This window comes from Caulobacter sp. 05T431 (genome assembly GCF_056665975.1).
In genome coordinates, this window is sequence record NZ_JBFTKU010000008.1 from 155106 (window position 1) to 176092 (window position 20987).

Annotated in this window: 22 protein-coding genes; 7 read left to right on the forward strand and 15 right to left on the reverse strand. The window is 69.6% G+C overall.

Annotated elements, in window-relative coordinates:
* Nucleotides 1-227 precede the first annotated feature (227 nt).
* The 3 genes from AC1U89_RS10000 (at nt 228) to AC1U89_RS10010 (ending at nt 2472) form a co-directional block, all read left to right on the forward strand.
* Nucleotides 228-1085, forward strand: a complete 858-nt coding sequence (locus AC1U89_RS10000; protein WP_479899579.1) for a TauD/TfdA dioxygenase family protein — start codon at nt 228-230, stop codon at nt 1083-1085.
* Nucleotides 1086-1162: 77 nt separating this feature from the next.
* A complete protein-coding gene (locus AC1U89_RS10005) occupies nt 1163-1990 on the forward strand; it encodes an oxidoreductase (protein WP_479899555.1) in 828 nt (275 codons plus the stop codon).
* Nucleotides 1987-2472, forward strand: coding sequence for a VOC family protein (locus AC1U89_RS10010; protein ID WP_479899556.1), 486 nt, complete (start codon nt 1987-1989; stop codon nt 2470-2472). Before AC1U89_RS10005 ends, AC1U89_RS10010 begins: the two co-directional genes overlap by 4 nt.
* A 41-nt stretch (nt 2473-2513) precedes the next feature.
* Here AC1U89_RS10010 and AC1U89_RS10015 read toward each other — a convergent pair whose 3' ends face one another.
* Nucleotides 2514-3083, reverse strand: coding sequence for a hydrolase (locus AC1U89_RS10015; protein ID WP_479899557.1), 570 nt, complete (start codon nt 3081-3083; stop codon nt 2514-2516).
* A gap of 97 nt (nt 3084-3180) precedes the next feature.
* Between AC1U89_RS10015 and AC1U89_RS10020 the strand changes: the two genes are divergently transcribed.
* Nucleotides 3181-3783 carry a TetR/AcrR family transcriptional regulator gene (locus tag AC1U89_RS10020; protein ID WP_479899558.1) on the forward strand — a complete coding sequence of 201 codons (603 nt, stop codon included), beginning with the start codon at nt 3181-3183 and terminating at the stop codon, nt 3781-3783.
* On the opposite strand, the gene AC1U89_RS10025 is transcribed toward AC1U89_RS10020, so the two are convergent.
* The 8 genes from AC1U89_RS10025 to AC1U89_RS10060 form a co-directional block, all read right to left on the reverse strand.
* The gene (locus AC1U89_RS10025) at nt 3780-4601 is read right to left on the reverse strand and encodes an NAD-dependent epimerase/dehydratase family protein (RefSeq protein ID WP_479899559.1); all 822 of its coding nucleotides are present in this window, start codon (nt 4599-4601) and stop codon (nt 3780-3782) included. The two genes, AC1U89_RS10020 and AC1U89_RS10025, sit on opposite strands and share 4 nt — an antisense overlap.
* Nucleotides 4602-4745: 144 nt before the next feature.
* A complete protein-coding gene (locus AC1U89_RS10030; RefSeq protein WP_479899560.1) occupies nt 4746-5558 on the reverse strand; it encodes a TauD/TfdA dioxygenase family protein in 813 nt (270 codons plus the stop codon).
* A gap of 12 nt (nt 5559-5570) precedes the next feature.
* Entirely contained in the window at nt 5571-6065 is a 495-nt protein-coding gene (locus AC1U89_RS10035; protein WP_479899561.1) for a flavin reductase family protein, read from the reverse strand.
* Nucleotide 6066: 1 nt separating this feature from the next.
* Complete coding sequence (locus AC1U89_RS10040; RefSeq protein WP_479899562.1) at nt 6067-7464, reverse strand: zinc-binding metallopeptidase family protein; 1398 nt, start codon at nt 7462-7464, stop codon at nt 6067-6069.
* A 2-nt stretch (nt 7465-7466) separates the two neighbouring features.
* Nucleotides 7467-8108, reverse strand: a complete 642-nt coding sequence (locus tag AC1U89_RS10045) for a cysteine hydrolase family protein (protein ID WP_479899563.1) — start codon at nt 8106-8108, stop codon at nt 7467-7469.
* Nucleotides 8105-9169 (reverse strand): LLM class flavin-dependent oxidoreductase, encoded by a 1065-nt coding sequence (locus tag AC1U89_RS10050; protein WP_479899564.1) that lies wholly within the window; start codon nt 9167-9169, stop codon nt 8105-8107. The genes AC1U89_RS10045 and AC1U89_RS10050 overlap by 4 nt, the downstream gene beginning before the upstream one ends.
* 12 nt (nt 9170-9181) lie before the next feature.
* Nucleotides 9182-10480 (reverse strand): MFS transporter, encoded by a 1299-nt coding sequence (locus AC1U89_RS10055; RefSeq protein ID WP_479899565.1) that lies wholly within the window; start codon nt 10478-10480, stop codon nt 9182-9184.
* A gap of 60 nt (nt 10481-10540) precedes the next feature.
* On the reverse strand, nt 10541-13015 hold the full coding sequence (locus AC1U89_RS10060) for a TonB-dependent siderophore receptor (RefSeq protein WP_479899566.1): 2475 nt from the start codon (nt 13013-13015) through the stop codon (nt 10541-10543).
* 340 nt (nt 13016-13355) lie between these two features.
* Here AC1U89_RS10060 and AC1U89_RS10065 point away from each other — a divergent pair, with 340 nt between their 5' ends.
* Genes AC1U89_RS10065 through AC1U89_RS10075 form a run of 3 tightly spaced genes read left to right on the forward strand, consistent with a single transcriptional unit; the run spans nt 13356 to nt 16009 of the window.
* Nucleotides 13356-13988, forward strand: coding sequence for a glutathione S-transferase family protein (locus tag AC1U89_RS10065; RefSeq protein WP_479899567.1), 633 nt, complete (start codon nt 13356-13358; stop codon nt 13986-13988).
* A complete protein-coding gene (locus AC1U89_RS10070; RefSeq protein ID WP_479899568.1) occupies nt 13985-15472 on the forward strand; it encodes an acetyl-CoA acetyltransferase in 1488 nt (495 codons plus the stop codon). The genes AC1U89_RS10065 and AC1U89_RS10070 overlap by 4 nt, the downstream gene beginning before the upstream one ends.
* Nucleotides 15473-15517: 45 nt before the next feature.
* A complete protein-coding gene (locus AC1U89_RS10075; protein ID WP_479899569.1) occupies nt 15518-16009 on the forward strand; it encodes a hypothetical protein in 492 nt (163 codons plus the stop codon).
* Between the two features lie 88 nt (nt 16010-16097).
* On the opposite strand, the gene dxs is transcribed toward AC1U89_RS10075, so the two are convergent.
* The 6 genes from dxs to AC1U89_RS10105 form a co-directional block, all read right to left on the reverse strand.
* Entirely contained in the window at nt 16098-18026 is a 1929-nt protein-coding gene (gene dxs / locus AC1U89_RS10080; RefSeq protein WP_479899570.1) for a 1-deoxy-D-xylulose-5-phosphate synthase, read from the reverse strand.
* A 17-nt stretch (nt 18027-18043) separates the two neighbouring features.
* Entirely contained in the window at nt 18044-18928 is an 885-nt protein-coding gene (locus AC1U89_RS10085) for a polyprenyl synthetase family protein (protein WP_479899571.1), read from the reverse strand.
* The gene (locus AC1U89_RS10090) at nt 18925-19275 is read right to left on the reverse strand and encodes a tRNA-binding protein (protein ID WP_479899572.1); all 351 of its coding nucleotides are present in this window, start codon (nt 19273-19275) and stop codon (nt 18925-18927) included. Before AC1U89_RS10090 ends, AC1U89_RS10085 begins: the two co-directional genes overlap by 4 nt.
* Complete coding sequence (locus tag AC1U89_RS10095; protein ID WP_479899573.1) at nt 19275-19529, reverse strand: exodeoxyribonuclease VII small subunit; 255 nt, start codon at nt 19527-19529, stop codon at nt 19275-19277. Before AC1U89_RS10095 ends, AC1U89_RS10090 begins: the two co-directional genes overlap by 1 nt.
* Before the next feature lie 120 nt (nt 19530-19649).
* Nucleotides 19650-20264 (reverse strand): histidine phosphatase family protein, encoded by a 615-nt coding sequence (locus AC1U89_RS10100; protein WP_479899574.1) that lies wholly within the window; start codon nt 20262-20264, stop codon nt 19650-19652.
* A gap of 49 nt (nt 20265-20313) precedes the next feature.
* Nucleotides 20314-20987 (reverse strand): histone deacetylase family protein (locus tag AC1U89_RS10105; RefSeq protein ID WP_479899575.1); only part of this gene is annotated, 674 nt, incomplete at its 5' end.

The following is a 20987-nucleotide window of genomic DNA, read 5'->3' on the forward strand; positions in this document are numbered from 1 at the left end:
CACCAGCGCGCACGATAAGTTGGCCGTCGCCCGGTCGACGGGCGTCGTCGCCGGGTTCTCGGGCGGAAATGAGCAAAAGGCGCGCAAGCTTGCGGCGCCGGAAGACTTTGCCGGACGCGCACGCAAAGCCGTCGTGCGCGTACCGGCAAGACGTGGCCTTGGACGGGGCCTAGGTTGAGTTCCAGAACGCTTCCCAGAACGCTTCGATGAGGACCGCGCCCGTGGACATGACGCTCGCCGACGACCTGACGATCTCGGAACTGAAGCCCGGCTTCGGCGCCCGCATCCACGACCTGGACCTGTCGACCGCGCCCGACGCCGAGATCGACAAGGTGGTGGCCGCCTTCCATCGCCACGGCGCGGTGGTGGTGCCCGGCCAGTCGATGACGCCGGACGACCTGATGCGTTTCATCGGCCGCTTCGGCGAGGCCGAGGACCACACCCAGACCCGCTTCACCCTGCCCGGCTATCCGAAGATCTTCATCCTCAGCAACCGGGTCGTGGACGGCAAGCCGATCGGCGCCCACAACGACGGCGTCGGCTGGCACACCGACTACAGCTACAAGCCCGAGCCGGTGATGCTGACCATGCTCTATGCGGTGGAAGTGCCCGACGAGGGCTCCGACACCCTGCTGGCCGACGGCTGCGCCGCCTGGAACGCCCTCTCGCCCGAGAAGCAGGCCGAGCTGCTGCCGCTGAGCCTGCATCACAGCTACAAGCACTTCATGGCCACCCGCCAGTTCGGCCAGCAGCAGAACCTGTCGCCCGAACTGGAGGCGGCCAATCCCGACGTCGAGCACCCGCTGATCCGCACCCACCCGGCCGACGGCCGCAAGGCGCTGTGGCCCTCGACCGGCACGGTGACCGAGGTGATCGGCAAGCCGGGCCCGGAAGGCCTGGCCCTGATCGGCGAGCTGGTGGACTTCATGACCGGCGACGACTTCGTCTATCGCCACAAGTGGTCCAAGGGCGACCTCTTGATGTGGGACAATCGCTGCACCCTGCACACCGGCACCCTGTACGACGACACCAAGTACTTCCGGACCATGCACCGGCTGTGGGTCAAGGGCGACAAGCCGTACTAATTCCCCACGCCTTCCGTCGCCATCCCGGACAGCGCTGAACGCTTCCGGGATGACAACCTTGATGAGTTGAAGAGAGCATGACCAAGACCTGGCTGATCACCGGCGTGTCCGGCGGACTGGGCCGCGAGATCGCCCTGGCGGCCATCGCCCGCGGCGACACCGTCTTCGGCACGGTGCGCAAGGCCAAGGACGCCGACGCCTTCGAGCTGCTGGGCGGCCACGCCCTGGTGCTGGACGTCACCGACGAGGCGGCGGTTCGCAAGGGCGTCGCCGAGGTGGAAGCCGCCGGCAAGATCGACGTGCTGGTCAACAACGCCGGCTACGGCCTGGTGGGCGCGGTCGAGGAGGCCTCGCTGGACGAGCTCCGCGCCCAGTTCGAGACCAACGTCGTCGGCCCGCTGGCGATGCTGAAGGCCGTTCTGCCGGCCATGCGCGCCCGCCGGACCGGGCGGATCATCAACGTCACCTCGGTCTCGGGCCTGGCCGTCTGGGCCGGCACCGGCGTCTACTGCGCCAGCAAGTGGGCGCTGGAAGGCCTGACCCAGACCCTGGCCGCCGAGGTGGCCGAGCTGGGGATCAAGGTGACCAACGTCGCCCCCGGCGGCCTGCGCACCAACTTCTCCGGCGGCTCCAAGACCATCGTGGTCGACAAGATCGCCGACTATGACGGCCTGGCCCGCGACGCCGAACGGATCATGGCCGACCACGCCGGCCACGAGCCGGGCGATCCGGCCAAGGCCGCCCAGGCGGTCCTGCGCATCGCCGACGAGGAGGCCCCGCCCCTGCACCTGCTGCTGGGCGAGGACGCCCTGAAATACGCCGGCTACGCCGCCGCCGGCCTCCAGGCCGACATCGACGCCTGGAAGGACCTGACCCTTTCCATCGGTTTTGAGGACCGCCCGTGACCAACACCCTGATCTTCGTCGACCTGGCCTCCGAAGACCCCAGCGCCGCCGGCAAGTTCTACGCCGAGGTGTTCGGCTGGCAGAACGACGCCCGGCCCGAGGGCGAGTACCACCGGATGGTGCCCGGCGGCTTCTTCAAGAAGAGCGACGGGACCGACAGCGAGATCGGCAACCTGCACCTGGGCATCTTCAAGGCCGCCAACGCCCGCCCCCACCCGGAACCGGCCKGCGTCGAGCCGCGCCACCTGTCGACCGACGGCCGCAAGCCGCGGATCTGGGTGCTGATCGGCGACGAAGACAGCGCCGACCGCATCCTGGGCAAGGCCGCCGAACTGGGCGCGACCCTGCTGTGGCGCGACCACTACTGGGCCGAGTTCAACGGCTACAACCACGCCTTCCGCGACCCGTGGGGCAACGAGATCGTCCTGTGGGGCAAGGCGGGCGCGAACCCGGAGATTCCGGCGAGCTTCACTCGAGAATAGCCGGGGAACGCGCCGCGCCCGCAAGCGCGGCGCGCAGCCCATCAGGCCTCCAGGGCCAGGTCCGACGCCGTGGTCACCCGGCCGATGCGCGGGAAGATGCGCTCGACCGCGAAGGCGTGCATCTCGGGTGAGAAGGTGGTCATCGCGTCCTCGACCAGCACCATGGCGTAGCCGTGCTCGTAGCCGGCCCGCGCCGTCGACTCGACGCCCAGATTGGTCGCCACCCCGGCCAGGACCACCGTGGTGATCCCGCGCCGGCGCAGCTCCAGGTCCAGACCCGTCTGGTGGAAGGCGTTCCACTGGCGCTTGGTCACGCGGATGTCGCCGGGCTGGGCCAGGCCGTCGGCCAGGTCGCCCCAGCCGGCCGGGAAGCCGCCGGGCGGCAGGGCCATGGGCTGGTCGACGGGCGTCTTGACCCGGTCGCCGTCGTCGGCGGCGAAGGCCACATTGACCAGCACCACCGGCGCGCCCGCGGCGCGGAAGCGCTCGGCCAGGGACTTGCCGGCCGCCAGGGCCTCCGGGCCCGTGCGAGGCGCGACGGGCATGGCCAGTATGCCGTTCTGCAGGTCGATCAGCACCAGGGCCGTGGTCTTGGGATCGAGCTTGATCATGAGAGTCGCCTTTCGGGCAAGCGCCGGCGCGCACGCCGCTAGCCCGCGACGCGTCGGCTCGTTATATGAGGATGAGCTCACCTATGGATATATGAGGATGCCCTCATCTAAGTCAACCGCCGCCCGTGCGCCCCAGCGTAAACGGGGCGAGCTGCGCGTGGCGGCCCTGCAGGACGCGGCGCTGGCGGTGTTCGCGGAGAAGGGCTTCGAGGCGGCGACCATGACCCAGATCGCCGCCCGGGCCGGCGCGCCGATCGGGTCGCTGTACCAGTTCTTCCCGAACAAGGACGTATTGGCCGACGCCCTGATCGACCGCTACGCGGGCCAGCTGGGCGAGGCGCTGGACGGGCTGGAGGCCGCCCTGCCCGGCCTGTCGACCGCCGCCCTGGCCGACGCCCTGCTGGACCTGTTCCCCAGCCGTCGCCACGAGCGCGACGCGGCCCTGGCCCTGGTCGACAGCCGGCCTGACCGCAACACCCGCTCGGCCGCCCTGCGCGACATGATGCGCGACCGGATCGCCGCCCTCCTGGCCAGGCGCGCGCCGGACAAGCCCGCCCAGGCCGTGCGCGACGTCGCCATCGCCTTCCTGGGCAGCATGAAGATGGTCGCCATGCTCGAGGCCGAGCCCGCCCCGGCCCAGGCGATCGCCGAGTTCCGGTCGATGGCGCGGCTCTATCTGGTCGACCGCCTGGGCGCCTAGTCGACGCGGGCCGGGTCGCCGACGAAGTCCTTGGCGCAGTACCAGCCGCCCTGGAACGGCGCGGCGACCGGGCTCTCGGGCGGTCCCGCCAGCACCTCGGCCGCCCAGTCCTCGGCGTTGTCGCGCGGCGCGTAGCCGAGGAAGGCGGCGGCCGAATTGTCCCAGAAACTCCGCGTGTTGGCCGAGACTCCGTAGACCGTGGCGTAGGCGAAATCCGGCGCCTCGATCCCGCAGCGCACCAGCTCGACCATGTCGCGCGGGCTGATCCAGACCGCCAGCTGGCGCGGGTCGGACGGCCGGTCGCGATAGGCGCCGATCCGCAGGGACAGCACCTGCAGGCCGAACTTGTCGGCGTACATCCGGCCCATGGCCTCGCCGAACACCTTGCTGACGCCGTAGTAGCTGTCGGGCCGCGGGACCAGGGTCTCGGGCGTCAGCGTCTCGCGGCGATGGAAGCCGGCCGCGTGGTGCGACGAGGCGAACAGCACGCGCTTCACGCCCGCGAGCCGCGCCGCCTCGAACAGGTTGTGGACCCCGACGATGTTGGCCGGCAGCACCTGGTCCCAGGCGTTGTCCTCGGGCTCGACCGGCACGCCGGCCATGTGGACGACGCAGTCGATCCCGGTCATCGCCGAGACCAGGGACGGGATGTCGAGCAGATCGGCGTGAGCGATCTCCTCGCCCTGCCCCGCCGGGGTCATCGGCGCGATGTCCGCCAGGCGCATCAGACCGTAGCGGCCGGCCAGACCTTCGCGGATGGCCGAGCCGATACCGCCGGCCGCGCCTAGGAGGAGGATACGGCGGTCAGCGGGGTTCATCTCGCAGCTCAACAAAGGTTGTCATCCCGGAGGCCTCGCAGAGGCTGTCCGGGACCCAGGTGATTGGGCCAAGGCCGTGCAGCCGCCCCTGGGTCCCGGACAAGCGCTACGCGCTTTCCGGGATGACAATGGTGGTGGTTGGGATCAAACCGGCCGGTCGCCCGCCACCGTCACGCGGTAGCCCGTGCGCGTGTCGGGGAAATAATCCCAGATCGCCTGGTGCCAGGTGCAGCGGTTGTCCCAGAAGGCCACCGAGTTCTTCTTCCAGCGGAAGCGCACCTGGAAGTCCGGGTTGCTGGCATGCTGGTAGAGGAAGTTCAGGATCGCCGTGCTCTCGGCCTTGGACACGCCCATGATCCGGGTCGTGTAGGACGGATTGACGAACAGGCTCTTCTTGCCGCTGACCGGATGGGTGCGGACGATCGGGTGGACCGAGCAATTGTACTTGCGGTCGATGTCCGGGAAGATCGCCTTGTAGACCGGGTTGGCGTCGTGCTCGGCCGACAGTCCTTCCAGATAGGCCTTCATCCGGTCCGACAGCGTCTCGTAGGCCGCGTACATGCTGGCGAAGCAGGTGTCGCCGCCGTCGTCGGGCAGGACCTTCATGTAGAGGATGCTGCCCAGGGGCGGTTCGGGATCGCAGGTCAGGTCCGAGTGCCAGTTCTCGCCGGCCACGAACTTGGAATTGGCGTCGGCGTGGATGGCCACGATCTCCGGGTGCTCGGCCAGGCCCGGCACGCCCGAATGGATGGCCAGGTCGCCGAACTTGCGGCCGAACGCCTTGTGGGCGTCGTGGTCCATCTCCTGGTCGCGGAAGAAGATCACCTGGTACTGGGTCAGGGCCTGGTGGACCTCTTCGAACTGGCGGTTCGTCAGCGGCTTGCCCAGGTCGACACCGAAGATCTCGGCGCCGATCCGGCGGGTCATCGGCTTCACGTCGAGGACGTCGTAGGTCATGGAACCGCTCCCCTAAGCGTTCAGGAAGCCGCCGCGCACATAGACGAGCGGGGCCTTGGCGTCGTCGACCGCCACGCGCAGGACGCGGCCGACCAGGATTTCGTGATCGCCGCCGTCGTGGGCGGCGTGCAGGTCGCATTCGACCGCCGCGACGGCGCCGGCGAGCAGCGGATGGCCCGACACGCCCGCCTCGACGGCCGTCAGGGCGAAGCGGTCGTCGGCCCCGCTCTTGGCGAAGCGATAGGCCAGGTCGCCCTGGTCGCTGGCCAGGATGTTGACGCAGAACGACTTGGCCTGGCCCAGCGCCGCCAGGGTGCGGCTGTCGCGCTTGAGGCAGACCATGACCAGCGGCGGGTCCATCGACACCGAGCTGAAGGCGCTGACGGTGGTGCCGACCAGGCGACCCTCGTGACAGACGGTGACGACGGTCACCCCCGCCGCGAAGCTGCCCATGGCCTTGCGGAAGTCGTGCGGCTCGGGGGCCAGCGCTTGGACGGCGGCCCCCATCTCACTCGTTCCCGAACGGGTTGTCGGGATAGACCGCCGAGGCCGGGCGCTTGGCGCTCTCGTCCGGGCTGGCCCGGCCGCAGACCGCCAGGGCGGTCAGGGCGTAGACCAGGGCGCTGTCGACAAGGTCCTTCGGCGTCGGCCGCCAGCGGCGGAAGCCGGTGGTGATGGCCGGAATGCGCTGCATGTTGAACACGTTGTGGTCGCGCCACATGCTGGAATAGACCGGATTGGCCAGGGCCACGGGATGGCCGAGGCTGAGCTTGGTGGCCTCGTCGACGGCGGCGACCAGCGGGGCCACCTCGCGGGCGTCGGCCTCGAAGCCGTGGCGCACCACCACCGGCTCGATGTCGATCCGGCCCAGGCCCGCCTCGCGCACCATGGCCTCCAGCGAGTGCTGGACCTCGGCCACGCGCTGCTTGGGCGTCAGGCCCACCTCCAGATAGAGGTTCACCAGCTCGGTCCCCGCCCCGAAGGCGTAGGGGATGCCGCCGCGGATCGAGGCGATCTGCGACTTGGGCTGGGCCACGCCGCCCGGACTGTCGTAGCGGCTCTTCTTCTCGTACTCACCGCTCCAGGCGTGGATCGCCTCGGTCAGCTTGCCGATCTTGTAGATCGGATTGGGGTGCTTGGACGCTGTCTCCGGATGCTCGAGCAGCGGGGTGAACACCCCCTCGCCCCACACCTGGAAGCGGAACACCGCATAGCCGCAGCCCACCCAGGTCAGGCCGAAGTCGCAGCCCTCGGCGGCGATGGCGTAGTCGGGCGCGACGCCGCCGTGGTGGAACAGGTAGTGGGCGCCGATGTCCTTGCCCATGTAGGCCACGCCCCGATGCTCCTCGATCGGCTCGGGGCCGATCTCGCCGGGACAGGCGGTCAGGTACATCTTGCCCGCCAGCTCGTAGCCGGCCTTCTTCAGCGCCTTGGCCGCGATCAGGAAGCAGCTCATCGGGCCGCGATCGTTGGCGATCGGATAGCCGTACAGCTTGCCGTCCTCCAGCCAGCACTTCTCCCATTCGGGATTGGCCAGCGTGTCAGGGCTGTACTTGTACGCGTCCAGGTCCGGGTTCCAGGTCGGCGCCTCGGTGTCGAGGTGGGCGGTGAACAGCAGGTTCTTGCCCCCAATGGTATTTGGGCCCCTGCCGCCGTGCGTGCCGATGATGTTCGGACGTTCCGGCGTCGCCCCGACCTTGCGCGGCGAGAAGCCCTCGCGCGCCATCCAGTCGTAGACGTAGTTGGCGACCTCCAGCTCCTTGCCCGACGGCGCCGGGATGTTGCCCAGGGTCAGGGCCAGCTCGACGATCTCGGCCTCGTCGATCGCGGCGGCGATCGCGGCGCGGTCCTCGTCGGTGACCTGGTACGGCGCGGCGGCGCCCAGTTGCGGAAATCCGTCGGCCATACTCAGGCAGCCCCTTTCCAAGCGCTCGCGATCGCCGCCGTGTCGGTCAGGATCGCGCTGTTCAGCTCCATCACCCTCAGCGACGCCTCGTGGATGTCCGCCTCGTAGGCGGCGCAGGCGTCGGCGGCGACGAACACGTGGTAGTCCAGGTCGAAGGCGTCGCGGACGGTGCTGTCGACGCAGCACTCGGTGGTCACGCCGGCCACCACCAGGGTGTCGACGCCCATCTGGGTCAGCCGCATGTCGAGATCCGTGCCGACGAAGCCGCTGTAGCGGGTCTTGTGCACGACCAGCTCGCCGGGCGCCGGCAGCGGCCCGTAGAACTCGGACCCGACCTGTCCGGCCCGGCACAGGGCCGCGTCGACGTCGGGATCGCCCCCGCGCCGGCGCATGCGCTCGTTCCAGGCGGGGGAGTCGGTTTCGGGCGTGGTCCACAGGCCCACGAACACCACCGGCACGCCGGCGGCGCGGGCGTCGGCCACCAGCGCCTCGGCGGCCGCCAGGGCGGGCTTCACCACGCCCATGTCGATGAAGGCGCCCAGCACGCCGTCGGGCGAGGCGAAGTCGACCTGCATGTCGATCACCAGCACCGCCGTGCGCTTCGGCGCGATCCAGGTCGCCAGGCCGTCCGAGGTCTCGCTCACGAATAGACCGCCCGCAGGCCCGGCAGGATGTCGGCGCCGAACATGGTCAGGCCTTCGACATAGTCCGGGAAGATCAGCATCAGCCCGTCCAGCTGGCAGTAGTCGATATACTCCTGGATCTGCTCGCCGCAGGTCTTGGGCGAGCCGACCACGGTGTGGGTCATGAACGCGCCCTGCTGCTTGGCGACGGAGTCCAGCTTGTCGGCCGGCACGCCCCAGCTGGCCAGCATGGCCAGGATCGCGCCGATGTCGGCGCCGTCCTTGTAGTGTTCGACCATCGCGGCGGCCTCGGCGTCGGTGTCGCCGTGGACGACCGTGCACATGGCGTAGGTCTTGATGGTCTTGCCCATGGTCTCGGCCACCGCCTTGGCGCGCAGCGAGGCGTCGCGGCGCTCGTCGGGCGTGCGGCCGCCGATGAAGCAGACGTCGGCCTCGCGCACCGAGAACTGGAAGCCGCGGTCCGACATGCCGGCGCAGACGATCTCGGGACGCGGCTTGGCCAGCGGCTTGGGCTTGGACTGGCAGTCCTTCATCGTGAAGAACTTGCCGGCGAAGTCGACGCTGTCCTCGGACCACAGGCGCTTGACGATCGTCGTCCATTCCTCGGTCAGGGCGTAGCGGTCGTCGTGCGACAGGCTGTCGTMCCAGGCCCCCATCTGGTCGAACTCGCCCTTGTAGGCGCCGGCCACGATGTTCAGGCCCGCCCGGCCGCCGCTGATGTGATCCAGGGTGGCGATCATCTTGGCCGCCACGGCCGGGTTCTGCAGCAGCGGGTGGATGGTGGCCCAGATGCGGACGTTCTTGGTGGCCTCGGCGATGCCGGCCATCATCGTCACCGACTCCAGGGCCGTGCCCCAGTGGTCGGTCTCGCCGCCGAAGCCGCGGAACTTGCCCATGGACATCACGAAGTCCATGCCGACCTCGTCGGCCTTCACCGCCGCGGCCTTGTTCTGCTGGTAGAGGCCGTCGAGGACCGGGGTCGTCTTGGAGATGATCCAGCCGCCGTTGGCGACCGGGAGGAAGACCCCGAAGTCCTTGTGCTTGGATGGGCTGTGGAACATGGCGGCTCCTCCTTACGCGGCGTCTTGAAGCATATCAGGGACCGGCTCGGCGACCGGCTCTATTTGGGTGGCCTTGCGCGGCGGCCGCATGAAGCAGGCGGCGACGAAGATCAGGCCGATGATGACCGCGCACACCTGGAAGGTGGGCACGAAACTGCCCAGGCGGTCGCGCATCTCGCCGCCAACCACCGGGCCCAGGGCCGAGACCGCGCCCACCAGGCAGACCAGGGAGAAAATCTCCAGGTTGTTCTTCCGGCCATAATAGTTGAGCAGAAGGATGCTGACCGCCAGCACCGTCAGGCCGAATCCGACGCCGACGCCCACGGCGAACAGCACCAGCAGCGGCCAGGAGGTGGCGTAGGCCAGGGCCAGCAGGCCGATAGCCATCATCCCCTGCGCCCCGGCCAGCAGCCAGCGCGGGTCGACGCGGTCGCCCAGCAGGCCGCCGCCCATCCGGGCCGCCACCTGCATCAGCGACTCGAAGCTGATGGCGGCGATCGCCACGGCCGAGACCACGCCCAGCTCGCTCAGATGGCTGGGCGCCAGGCTGACGGCGGTGACCCCGCCCAGCAGGTGGGCGAAATAGGCGGCCAGGATCACCCAGAACTGCGGGGTGGCGACCGCTTCCTTGACCGTCCAGTCGACGGCGGTGCGATAGACCTTGGCGTTGGCGGGCGCGGCCTGGATGTCCTCGGCCACGGCCTTGTCGGTCTCGACGGCGGCGGCTTCCAGCCAGGCGCGGCCGCCGACCAGGGCGGCGCAGAGGACGCCGACCACGACCGAGGCGATCGCCTGGGCCCACCAGTAGGGTCGCCAGCCGCCATGGGCCGCGGCCATGCCCGTCACCGCCATCCACGGCCCGGCCACGCCGCCCAGCGAACCGATGGTGAAATAGATCCCGAACGGCAGGGCGCGCTTCTTGAACAGCATCGACAGCACGTGGGTGCCGGGGATCAGGGCCATCATCTGATAGCCCGCGCCCAGCAGCGCCGTGCCCAGCCAGTAGACCAGCAGGCCCGGCGAGGCCGCCAGGCACGCGAAGCCCGCGACCATCACCGCCGAACCGGCCAGGATGGCGCCGCGCACCCCGATCTTGCGGATCAGGATGGCGGGGAACTTCGAGGAGGCGCCGCAGAAGGCGCCCAGCAGGGTGAAGCCCAGGAAGCCGTTGAAGAAGCTCCAGCCGTTCTCCTTGATCATCGCCGGCAGCACCACGCCCAGCGACGAGAAGGTCGAGGCGGTGATCAGGAACAGCAGCAGGCTCAGCGCGCCGAGCAGCAGCCAGGACCTCCACGGGATCGTCGACGACATGGGCTTGCCTCCGTCAAAGCGAGGGTCCCGCGCCCCTGTCCGGAGCGCGGGACGGGGGAACTAGAACTTGCGCGACAGGGTCACGCGCCACTCGCGGCCCTTGCTGGGCAGCGCGCCGAGGTTGGCGTAGCTGTCGGCGTCGGGCGTGAAGTAGAGCTTGTCGAACAGGTTATCGATGTTGGCCGTCACCGTGTACGGACCGTACTCGTAGTAGGCCGAGGCGTTGGCCACGTAGTAGGCCGGATAGGTCACCGCGTTCTGCACGGTGCCCGAGGTCTTGGTCACGTGGGTGACGCCCAGCGTGCCGCCGACCTTGCCCCAGCTGTAGTCGTCGCTGGTGTAGGCGCCGTACAGGCTGACCACCGATTTCGGGATCAGGGTGTAGTCGTAGTCGCCCGCGCGGCCCGGCAGGCTGTTGAACGCCCAGACCACGTAGGTGCCGCCGAAGGCCTGCGAACCCGGCACGMCGGCGGTGTAGGCCGGGATGTACTGGAACGAGGTATCCGGGCCCTTGACCGTGGTGTGCTGGCTGTTGCCCGAGAAGGTGAAGCTGAAGTTCTCGCTGGCCAGCCAACGGACTTCCAGCTCCACGCCCTTGGCGCGGGTGCCAGTGGGCGTGCCGGTGATGCCGGTCAGCTGGGTGCGGTTCTGGCGATAGCCCGCCAGCGAGCCGACCAGGGTGCCCTTCAGCCACTGGAACTTGACCCCGGCCTCGGCCAGGTCGCTGTCCGACAGCCACGCGTCGCTGGCGTCGGCCACCAGGCTGGCGGCCACGTCGCCGGCCTGGCTCATCTCCAGGGCAGAGGCCTTGGCGTAGGTGATGTAGGGCATCACCCCGCCCGGGGCCTTGTAGGTGGCGCTGGCGGTGTAGGTGAACTTGTCCTTGCCCGCCTTCTGCTCGCCCGACACTTGGTAGCTGAGCACGCCGGTGTCGTGCGACGTGACGTCGTAGTCGTCCCAGCGGCCGCCGACCATCAGGTTCAGCTTCTCGGCCACCATGACGTCGGTCATGAAGAACACGCCCGTCTGCTGCCACTTCGACTTGTTGTCGTTCTCCCAGGCCAGGCCCAGCACGCCGGCGCCGGTCTCGGTGGTGAAGGGGCTGTCGATGATGTCGGTGGCCGTGGCGCCGAAGCTGATGTCGCGGCGATCCAGGGCGATCACGCCGCTGTTGTAGCTTTCGCGCCGGCGGCCCGAGAAGTCGCGGTACGAGGCGCCGACGAACGACTTGGCGGTGACCAAGCCGTCGCCGAAGTCGTTCTCGAAGTTGTAGGTCAGGCGGCCTTCCCAGACCGAGCTGTCGAACCAGGCCGGGTAGCCGTAGCTGACGAAGCGCTTGTTCTCCTGATCGTCGTAGAAGAACTGCGCCTTGATCGTGCTGGTCGGCGACAGGGCCTTGGCCAGGTCGAAATACAGGGTGTTGGTGTCGGTCTTCGAGAAGTCGGCCGGGCTGATATAGACCGTGCGCGGCGACAGCTTGGTGGTGCCCACCCCGGTGTCCAGGATGTGGGCGGCGTTGGTGTTGTAGAACCCGTAATACGGGATGTAGAGCGGGTTGAACGTCGGGTCGTAGTAGTACGGGTTGGCGCTGTTGCCGCTGATCTCGTTCAGGGTCATGCGGCCGTTGTGGTCGCTGTCGACCAGCGTGGTGTCGCGGCCGGTGGTGTAGGTCCCGTTGTCGATCAGGCTCTGGGTCAGGCGGTTCCAGCCGGGCGTCTGCACATCGCCGTCCGAGTGGTACTTCATGCCGCCGAACGCCGTCGACCAGCCGTTGCCCAGGTCGAAGTCGGCCGAGATCTCGCCGGTCTGGCGACGCGGATAGATGCCCTTGTAGAAGCTGTGGCTGTCCTCGACCTCGCCGTAGGCGTAAACGCCGCCGGTCACGGGACCGAGGTTCACGGGCAGGCCGATCTGCGCGGTGGCGTTCTTGCGGTTGTACGAGCCGAAGGTGGCCGTGACCTCGCCGGTCGGCTCGCTGAGGTAGCCGCCCTCGTTCTTGCCCGACTTCGGGATGAAGTTGAGCATCCCGCCCACCTTGCCCGAGCCGTAGATCGGGGTCGGCGGACCGCGCACGATCTGGATCTGGTCGGCCGCGCCGATGGGCGTGGAATAGGTGCCGCGGTTCTCGATGCGCTTGAAGCCGCGGAAGTAGTTCTCGGCCAGGGTGCCGCGGATGTTCAGCGCGCCGGGCACGCCGTAGAAGCTGGCGGTGTAGGTGCCGGGCGAGACGGCGGTCAGGCCGTCGATCGTCTCGATGCCGTAGCGCTGCAGGGTGGTGTCGCTGACGAAGCTGGCCGAGCGCGGCGTCTCCAGCAGCGGCTTGTCGATGCCGAACACCGTGTTGTTGGGCCGGGTCTCGATCAGACCCGCCTTGTCGCGCGCCTTGACCACGATCTCGTCCACCGCGGTCGAGGCGTCGGCCGGATCGGCGGCCGGCGTATCGGCGGCGAAGGCGTGACCGGGCGACGCGGCGACGGACAGAGCGAGCAGAACAGCGACGGAAGTTCCCGCCATCAAAAGCCGTTGGTTCGACATGACGTCCTCGTTCGAGGTCGTCGCGCCCATCACCCGCGGTGATTATCCCCAGGACGACGCCTCTTGAGGACCAGCATCACCCAGCCGCCGCCGCCCGGCCGGAACCACCTCTGACATTTTGAACGAAATGTCCCCGGCGCTCGCTTCTTGCTCAGTCCCCGCCCCTTTCCGCACGGCGAAGGTCAAGAAACTTGATCCACCGCGCACAAGGAGCCGCCAAAAGCGTTGCGGCTTGACCTGTTGTCCCGGCCTTTCCGGACGCGGCGGACGTAAGGGCACGATGGCCTGGCGCCGGAATCCGTCGGATGCTCGGGCCAACGAAAGGCGGGAGGCGGCCAGGATGATCACCCTCTATCACTGCGTGGGCGCGCGCTCGTTCCGAGCCCTGTGGGCCCTGGAGGAGCTGGGCCTGCCCTATGAGCTGAAGCTGACGCCCTTCCCGCCCCGGTTCCGCGAGCCGGGCTATCTGGAGATCAATCCGCTGGGCACCACGCCCACCCTGATCGACGGCGACGTCCTGATGAGCGAGTCGGCCGCGATCGGCGAATACCTGGCCCGCCGCTATGGTCCCAGCGACCTGACCGTGACGCCGGACGAGCCGGGCTTCGGGGCCTATCTGAACTTCCTGCACATGGGCGAGGCCACCCTCACCTTCCCGCAGACCATCCACCTGCGCTACGCGGTGTTCGAGCCCGAGGAGCGCCGCCTGCCCCAGGCCGCCGCCGACTACGTGCAGTGGTTCCTGTCGCGACTGAAGGCGGCGGCCAGGCTGCTGGACGACAGCGGATTCGTGGCCGCCCGCCGCTTCACCATGGCCGACATCTCGGTGGCCTACGCCCTGAAGCTGGGCGAGCAGCTGGGCTTCGCCGACGCCTTCCCCGAGGCCTTCAAGGCCCACCTGGCGCGGATGAAGGCCCGCCCCGCCTACCAGCGCGCCATCGCCGCCGAGAGCGCCGGAGAACCTGTCCTGTGACGCCCGACCGCATCCCCGTCATCGTCGGCGTCGGCGAGGCCCTCGACCGGCCCAGCGACCTCTCCAAGGCCCTGGAGCCCCTGGCCCTGATGGAGGCGGCCCTGCGCGAGGCCGACGCCGACGCGGGCGGTGGCTTCCTGGCCCGGATCGGCTCGCTGGACGTCGTCAACCAGCTCAGCTGGCGCTACGCCGACGCAGCGGGCCAGCTGTGCGCCCGGCTGGACATCGCCCCGGCCCGCGCCGTCTACGGCCCCGTGGGCGGCGAGAGCCCGGTGCGCTACCTGCACGAGGCGGCCATCCGCATCGCCAGGGGCGAGGCCGAGGTCTGCGCCGTGGTCGGGGCCGAGGCGCAGTGGAGCGTTAACAAGGCCCGCGCCKCCGGCCTCGACCTGCCCTGGACGCCCAAGCCGGCCGCCGACGGGCGCGGGCCGCGTATCGAGGTCCATCCCCTGGCCCTGAAGCTGGGCGTGTTCCTGCCGGTCAGCGTCTATCCGTTCTACGAGAACGCCGCCGCCCATCACTGGGGCCAGACGCCGCGCCAAGCCCTGGCCGAGTCAGGCGCCCTGTGGTCGGCCTATGCGGCGGTGGCCGCGCGCCAGCCGAACGCCTGGCTCAAGACGGCCTTCACGCCCGAGCAGATCACCACCTCGCGCCCCGACAACCGGCCGATCGCCTGGCCCTACACCAAGCTGATGGTGGCCAACATGCAGGTGAACCAGGGGGCGGCGGTGATCGTGACCAGCCTGGCCGCCGCCCGGGCGGCGGGCGTGCCCGACGATCGGCTGGTCTTCGTCTGGGGCGGCGCGGCGGCGAAGGAGCCGGGCGACTACCTTCAGCGCGACCACTATCACGGCTCGGTCGCCCAGGACGCGGTGCTGGAGACCGTGAGCGGCATGGCGCCGGACGGTTTCGACGCCCTGGAGCTCTACAGCTGCTTCCCCTGCGTGCCGAAGATGGCCCGGCGGACCCTGGGCTTGCCGGCCGACGTCACGCCCACCGTCACCGGCGGCCTGACCTTCTTCGGGGCGCCGATGAACGACTACATGACCCACGCGGCGGTCGCCATGACCCGGCGGCTGCGCGAGGGGGGCGGAACGGGCCTGCTGTACGGCCAGGGCGAGTTCGTCACCAAGCACCACGGCCTGGTCCTGGCCGATCGCCCCGCGCCCGAGGGCGGCCGGCCGTTGGAGGACGTCAGCGTCCAGGCGGAAGCTGACGCCCGGCGAGGCGCGGTCCCGGCCTTCGTCGAGGACGCGACGGGCCCGGCCGTGCTGGAGACCTCAACCGTGCTCTACGACCGCGACGGCGCGCCGACCCACGGCGTGGCGATCGTCCGGACGGGCGACGGTACGAGGACCCTGGCGCGGGTCCCCGCCGCCGACACGGCCGCCCTGGCGGCCCTGACCGATCCCGACGCCTTCGCGATCGGCCGGACCGGGGCCCTCCGCGCATGCGACGACGGCGTGGTGGACTGGCGGCTCTGAACCTCCAGGGGCCCAGCGGCGTTCCTCCGGCGAAGGAACCCGCATATGCCCCGCCGCCTGCTCTCCAGCCGCCTTCTGCCCAACGCCCTGCTCCTGGTCCTGACCCTGGGCGGGCTGACGCTGGGCGCCTGCGCCTACGAACATCCGTCGCCGCCCGGCTACGCCTGGCGCTACATGGAGCCGGGCGACGAGGGCCCCAAGCTGGCCTATGGCCGGCCCGACAGCGATGAAGTGCTGATGATGATGGCCTGCGCGCCCGGCGCCGCCGCCGTGACCCTGACGGCGACCGACCTGAGCGGGACCGAGATCGCCCTGGCCTCCAACGACAAGATCACCCGCCTGAAGGCCCGGGTGGTGGCCTCGGAGGTCGTCGGCGGCGTCCTGGAGGCGCGGACCTCGGTCGACGCCGCGGCGCTGAGCGCCTTCCGTCGCACCGGCGACCTCGACCTGCTGATCGCCGACGAACGCCACAGCCTCGACGCCGCCCCGGCCGACCGCCACGACGTGAAGGCGTTCTTCAAGGCGTGCTCGGCTTAGGGTCGGGGACATGCCCTCGCGGCGTGTCCCCAAGTCCAGGCTCGGCGGATGCTGATGGGGACACGCCCAAGGGCATGTCCCCGGCTGGCTAGGCCCGCCGCCCCGCCGCGCTGATGTTGTCCACGCCAAGCGCCGCCAGGCAGCCGCGCAGGATGCCTTCGGCGTCGAGGCCGGCCTGGGCGTACATGGCTTCGGGCTTGTCCTGGTCCTGGAAGACGTCGGGCAGCACCAGGGTGCGGATCTTCAGGCCGCGGTCCAGGGCGCCGTGCTCGGCCAGGGCCTGCAGCACGAAGGCGCCGAAGCCGCCGACGGCCCCCTCTTCCACCGTGATGATCGCCTCGTGCTCGCGCGCCAGGCGCAGCAGCATGTCGACGTCCAGCGGCTTGGCGAAGCGGGCGTCGGCGACGGTGGCCGACAGGCCGCGCGCGGCCAGAAGGTCGGCGGCCTTCAGGCACTCGGCCAGGCGCGTGCCCAGCGAGACGATGGCGACGCTGGTCCCCTCGCGGACGATGCGGCCCTTGCCGATCTCCAGCGGAGCGGCCAGGTCGGGGATCGTCAGGCCCAGGCCCTCGCCGCGCGGATAGCGGAAGGCGCTGGGGCGGTCGTCGATGGCCACGGCGGTCGAGACCATGTGGGCCAGCTCCACCTCGTCGGCGGCGGCCATCAGCACCATGCCGGGCAAGGCCCCCATGAAGCCGAGGTCGAAGGTGCCCGCGTGGGTCGGGCCGTCGGCGCCGACCAGGCCGGCGCGGTCCATGGCGAAGCGCACCGGCAGGCGCTGGATGGCCACGTCGTGGACCACCTGGTCGTAGCCGCGCTGCAGGAAGGTCGAATAGATCGCCGCGAACGGCTTCATGCCGTCGGCGGCCAGGCCCGCGGCGAAGGTCACCGCGTGCTGCTCGGCGATGCCGACGTCGAAGGTGCGCTCGGGGAAGGCCTTGCCGAACAGGTCCAGCCCCGTGCCCGAGGGCATGGCGGCGGTGATGGCCACGATCTTCGGATCGATTTCGGCGTGCTTGATCAGTTCCTGGGCGAAGACCTTGGTGTAGCTGGGCGGGCCGGCCGCGCCCTTGTGCTGCTGGCCGGTGACCACGTCGAACTTGACCACCGCGTGCAGCTTGTCGGCCGCGCCCTCGGCCGGGGCGTAGCCCTTGCCCTTCTGGGTGACGACGTGGACCAGGACCGGCTTCTCGTCGAATTCCTTGGCGTTCTTCAGAACCGAGACCAGGGCGTCCATGTCGTGGCCGTCGATCGGGCCGATGTAGTGGAAGCCCAGTTCCTCGAAGAAGGTGCCGCCGGTGACCATGCCGCGGGCGTATTCCTCGGCCTTGCGGGCCGCGTCGCGGATCGGGGTGGGCAGCTTCTCGACCACCGTCTTGCCCAGCTTGCGCGCCTTGCGGTAGGCGCCGCCCGAGACGAGGTTGGCCAGATAGGCGCTCATGCCGCCCACCGGCGGGGCGATCGACATGTCGTTGTCGTTGAGGATGACGATCAGGCGCTTGGTGGTGTCCACCGCCGCGTTCATCGCTTCGTAGGCCATGCCCGCGCTCATCGAGCCGTCGCCGATCACGGCGATGACGCTGTTGTCCTCGCCCCCGGCGGCGACGCGGGCGTCGCGGGCGGCGCAGAAGCCCAGGGCCGCCGAGATCGAGGTGGCCGCGTGGGCCGCGCCGAACGGGTCGTATTCGCTCTCGGCCCGCTTGGTGAAGCCCGACAGGCCGCCGCCCTGGCGCAGGGTGCGGATGCGGTCGCGSCGGCCGGTCAGGATCTTGTGCGGATAGGCCTGGTGGCCGACGTCCCAGATGACGATGTCCTTGGGCGTGTCGAACACGTGGTGCAGGGCCACGGTCAGTTCGACCACGCCCAGGCCCGCGCCCAGGTGGCCGCCGGTCACCGAGACGGCGTCGATGGTTTCGGCCCGCACCTCGCTCGCCAGCTGCTTGAGTTCAGGCACGCTGAGGCCGCGGGTGTCGGCCGGTGACGAGATGGTGTCGAGGAGAGGGGTCAAAGCAGGCATGTCCGAAGAAAGCGCGGTCAGTTGCGGCGGTCCAGCACGAAATCCACGCTACGGCGCAGATGTTCAGCCCGTTCGCCGAAAATATCGAGATGTGACTTGGTTTGAGCGGCCAAAAGATTGACTCGTTCCTTAGCGGACTCGAGCCCAAGCAGGGTGACGTAGTTGGCCTTGCCCTTGGCGGCGTCCTTGCCGCCGGCGGCCTTGCCCAGCACCGCTTCGTCGCCCTCGGCGTCCAGGATGTCGTCGACGATCTGGTAGGCCAGGCCCAGGTCCTGGGCGAAGCCCATAAGGGCGGCGCGCTCCTCGGCCTTGGCGCGGGCGATGATCAGCGGGATCTCGAACGCGAAGGCGATCAGGGCGCCGGTCTTCAGGCGCTGCATGCGGGCCACGGCCCCCAGGTCGTCGCGGACGCCCAGCAGGTCGATCATCTGGCCGCCGCACATGCCCTTGGCGCCCGAGGCGATGGCCAGCTTGCGCACCAGCTCCGAGCGGACGTTGCCGTCGTCATGCGTGTCGGGGTGGGCCATGATCTCGAAGGCGGCGGTCTGCAGGGCGTCGCCGGCCAGGATGGCGGTGGCCTCGTCGTACTGCACGTGCACGGTGGGACGGCCGCGGCGCATGTCGTCGTCGTCCATGGCCGGCAGGTCGTCGTGCACCAGGCTGTAGGCGTGGATGCATTCCAGGGCGCAGGCGGCGCGCAGGACCGGCCGCTCGGGCAGGTCGAACATCTTGCCCGTCTCCAGGGCGAAGAACGGCCGCAGGCGCTTGCCCGGGCCCAGGGCCGCGTAGCGCATGGCCTCGGTCAGCCGGCTTTCCGGACCGTCGGCGCGCGGCAGCAGCTCGTCGAGCGCCACGGTGACGATGTCGGCCGCCTGGACGATGCGCTTCTCGAGGTCGATCAAAACAGCTTACCCCCGTTGGGAACGTCACGGTCCACGTCGACCAGCACCACGCCGCCCTCGGCGTCCGGGAAGCCCAGGCACAGGACCTCCGACTGGATAGGACCGATCTGGCGCGGCGGAAAATTGACCACGGCGGCCACGCGGCGGCCGACCAGCTCGTCCAGGGCGTAGTGCTTGGTCACCTGGGCCGAGGATTTCTTGACGCCGATCTTGGKGCCGAAATCGATGGTCAGCTTATAGGCCGGGGTGCGCGCCTCCGGGAACGGCGTGGCCTCGATGATCGTGCCGATACGGATATCGACCCGTTCGAAGTCCTCGTAGCCGATCTGCGGCGACGCCTGGCCCATCAGTTGAACTCGGCCGGCTCGGCGGAGATCCCGCCATTTGGGGCGCCGCCTTGACCCAGCACGATCTTCTCGACCTTCAGCCGGGCCGCCTCGAGCTTCTTCTCGCAATGGGCCTTGAGGGCCGCGCCGTCCTCGTAGATCTCGATCGAGCGCTCGAGCTCGGCCTTGCCGGACTCGAGCTCGCCGACGATCTGCTCCAGACGCTGCAGGGCCTGCTCGAAGCTCATGCCTTCAAGATCTTGCGGACTGATCATTTCTACTCCGGGGCGAACAAGGGCACCCTAGTGGCGGGTCGCCGCGCGGGCAACGCCGTTGGCGGGGCTTTTGGTGAACGAGGTTCAGGGCTTGGGCGTCCCTGCGGTCCGAACAGGCGCCTAGGGCCGCTCGAAGCGCTTCACGCACCAGTATTTGAAACCCTGGTCCTGCGTCTTCTTCAGACCACGCTTCTGCAGCGACAGGCCGATCATGGTGTTGAAGAAGCCGTGCGCGACCAGCAGCACCTCCTGGCCGTTCTTGGACAGGTCGATCAGCAGGTCCGCCGCCTGGTCGGCGCGCACCTCGGCCTGGGCCCGGCTCTCCTGGCCGGCGTGGTGATCGAAGAACCACCACCAGAAGCGGGCGAAGAACCCCCAGTTCTTGGGCGACATCTTGATCCAGCGCGGCCAGGGCGGCGGCGGCAGGGGCGCTTCGATGAACAGCGGGTCGGTGGCGAAGGCCTTGCCGTCGGCGACGGCCTGGGCGGTCTCGATCGAGCGCCGGCGCGTCGAGGCGATCATCACCCCCGCCCGCTTGGCCGTGGCCTTCAGCGACTCCGGCGGGGTCTGGCCGGGCAGCAGCCCGCCCTCCTCGTAGCGCGCCCACCACTCGCCATAGGCCGGGGCGTTGAAGCGGACCTTGCGCGACAGGGCTGGCTCGCCGTGGCGGGCCAGCGTGATCGCGCCGGGACGGACTTGCGGAACGGAAAGGTGGTCGGCGGATTCGTCGGCCATAGATCTTGGAGGTCCCTTCATCGCCACCGGCGACCTGATTTCGGACCTCTCACCCCTCCTGCAACGCTTTGACATGCGCCGCCGCCGAACGGCCGAGCGCTTCTAGGTCGTAGCCGCCCTCGAGCGAGGAAACAATACGCCCGCCGCAACGGCGGTTGGCGACCGAGGCGATCGCCCGTGTGGCCCAGGCGAAATCCTCGGCCTCCAGGCTCTGGGCGGCCAGGGGATCGCGGACATGGGCGTCGAATCCGGCCGAGACCAGGATCAGCTGCGGCGCGAATCCGTCAACCTGGTCCATCAGGCCTTCGAACTTGCGCCGCCAGGTCTCACGCGGGGCGTGGGGCGCGACGGTGGCGTTGGCGACGTTGCCGACCCCGGTCTCGGAGGGATCGCCGGTGCCGGGATACAGCGGCGACTGGTGGATCGAGGCGAAGAACACCGTCGGGTCGTTCTCGAACGCCGCCTGGGTGCCGTTGCCGTGGTGGACGTCGAAATCGACGATCGCCACCCGCCCCAGCCCCGAGGCCTGGGCCACCCGGGCGGCCACCGCGATGTTGGAGAACACGCAGAAGCCCATGGCCGTGCCGGGCTCGGCGTGGTGGCCGGGCGGGCGAACAGCGCAGAAGGCCCGGGTCCCCTGCCCCGCMGCCACGGCGCGGGTCGCGGCGACCACCGCCCCGGCGGCCCGGCGCGCGGCGGCCAGGCTGCCGGTCGACAGCACCG

Bases quoted from the DNA above. Each gene is read 5' to 3' on its own strand.
- AC1U89_RS10015 (WP_479899557.1), bottom strand. From the start codon at position 3,083: ATGATCAAGCTCGATCCCAAGACCACGGCCCTGGTGCTGATCGACCTG.
- AC1U89_RS10020 (WP_479899558.1), top strand. From the start codon at position 3,181: ATGCCCTCATCTAAGTCAACCGCCGCCCGTGCGCCCCAGCGTAAACGG.
- AC1U89_RS10095 (WP_479899573.1), bottom strand. From the start codon at position 19,529: ATGATCAGTCCGCAAGATCTTGAAGGCATGAGCTTCGAGCAGGCCCTG.
- AC1U89_RS10025 (WP_479899559.1), bottom strand. From the start codon at position 4,601: ATGAACCCCGCTGACCGCCGTATCCTCCTCCTAGGCGCGGCCGGCGGT.
- AC1U89_RS10055 (WP_479899565.1), bottom strand. From the start codon at position 10,480: ATGTCGTCGACGATCCCGTGGAGGTCCTGGCTGCTGCTCGGCGCGCTG.
- AC1U89_RS10030 (WP_479899560.1), bottom strand. From the start codon at position 5,558: ATGACCTACGACGTCCTCGACGTGAAGCCGATGACCCGCCGGATCGGC.
- AC1U89_RS10075 (WP_479899569.1), top strand. From the start codon at position 15,518: ATGCCCCGCCGCCTGCTCTCCAGCCGCCTTCTGCCCAACGCCCTGCTC.
- AC1U89_RS10000 (WP_479899579.1), top strand. From the start codon at position 228: ATGACGCTCGCCGACGACCTGACGATCTCGGAACTGAAGCCCGGCTTC.
- AC1U89_RS10035 (WP_479899561.1), bottom strand. From the start codon at position 6,065: ATGGGGGCCGCCGTCCAAGCGCTGGCCCCCGAGCCGCACGACTTCCGC.
- AC1U89_RS10005 (WP_479899555.1), top strand. From the start codon at position 1,163: ATGACCAAGACCTGGCTGATCACCGGCGTGTCCGGCGGACTGGGCCGC.
- AC1U89_RS10065 (WP_479899567.1), top strand. From the start codon at position 13,356: ATGATCACCCTCTATCACTGCGTGGGCGCGCGCTCGTTCCGAGCCCTG.
- AC1U89_RS10100 (WP_479899574.1), bottom strand. From the start codon at position 20,264: ATGGCCGACGAATCCGCCGACCACCTTTCCGTTCCGCAAGTCCGTCCC.
- AC1U89_RS10040 (WP_479899562.1), bottom strand. From the start codon at position 7,464: ATGGCCGACGGATTTCCGCAACTGGGCGCCGCCGCGCCGTACCAGGTC.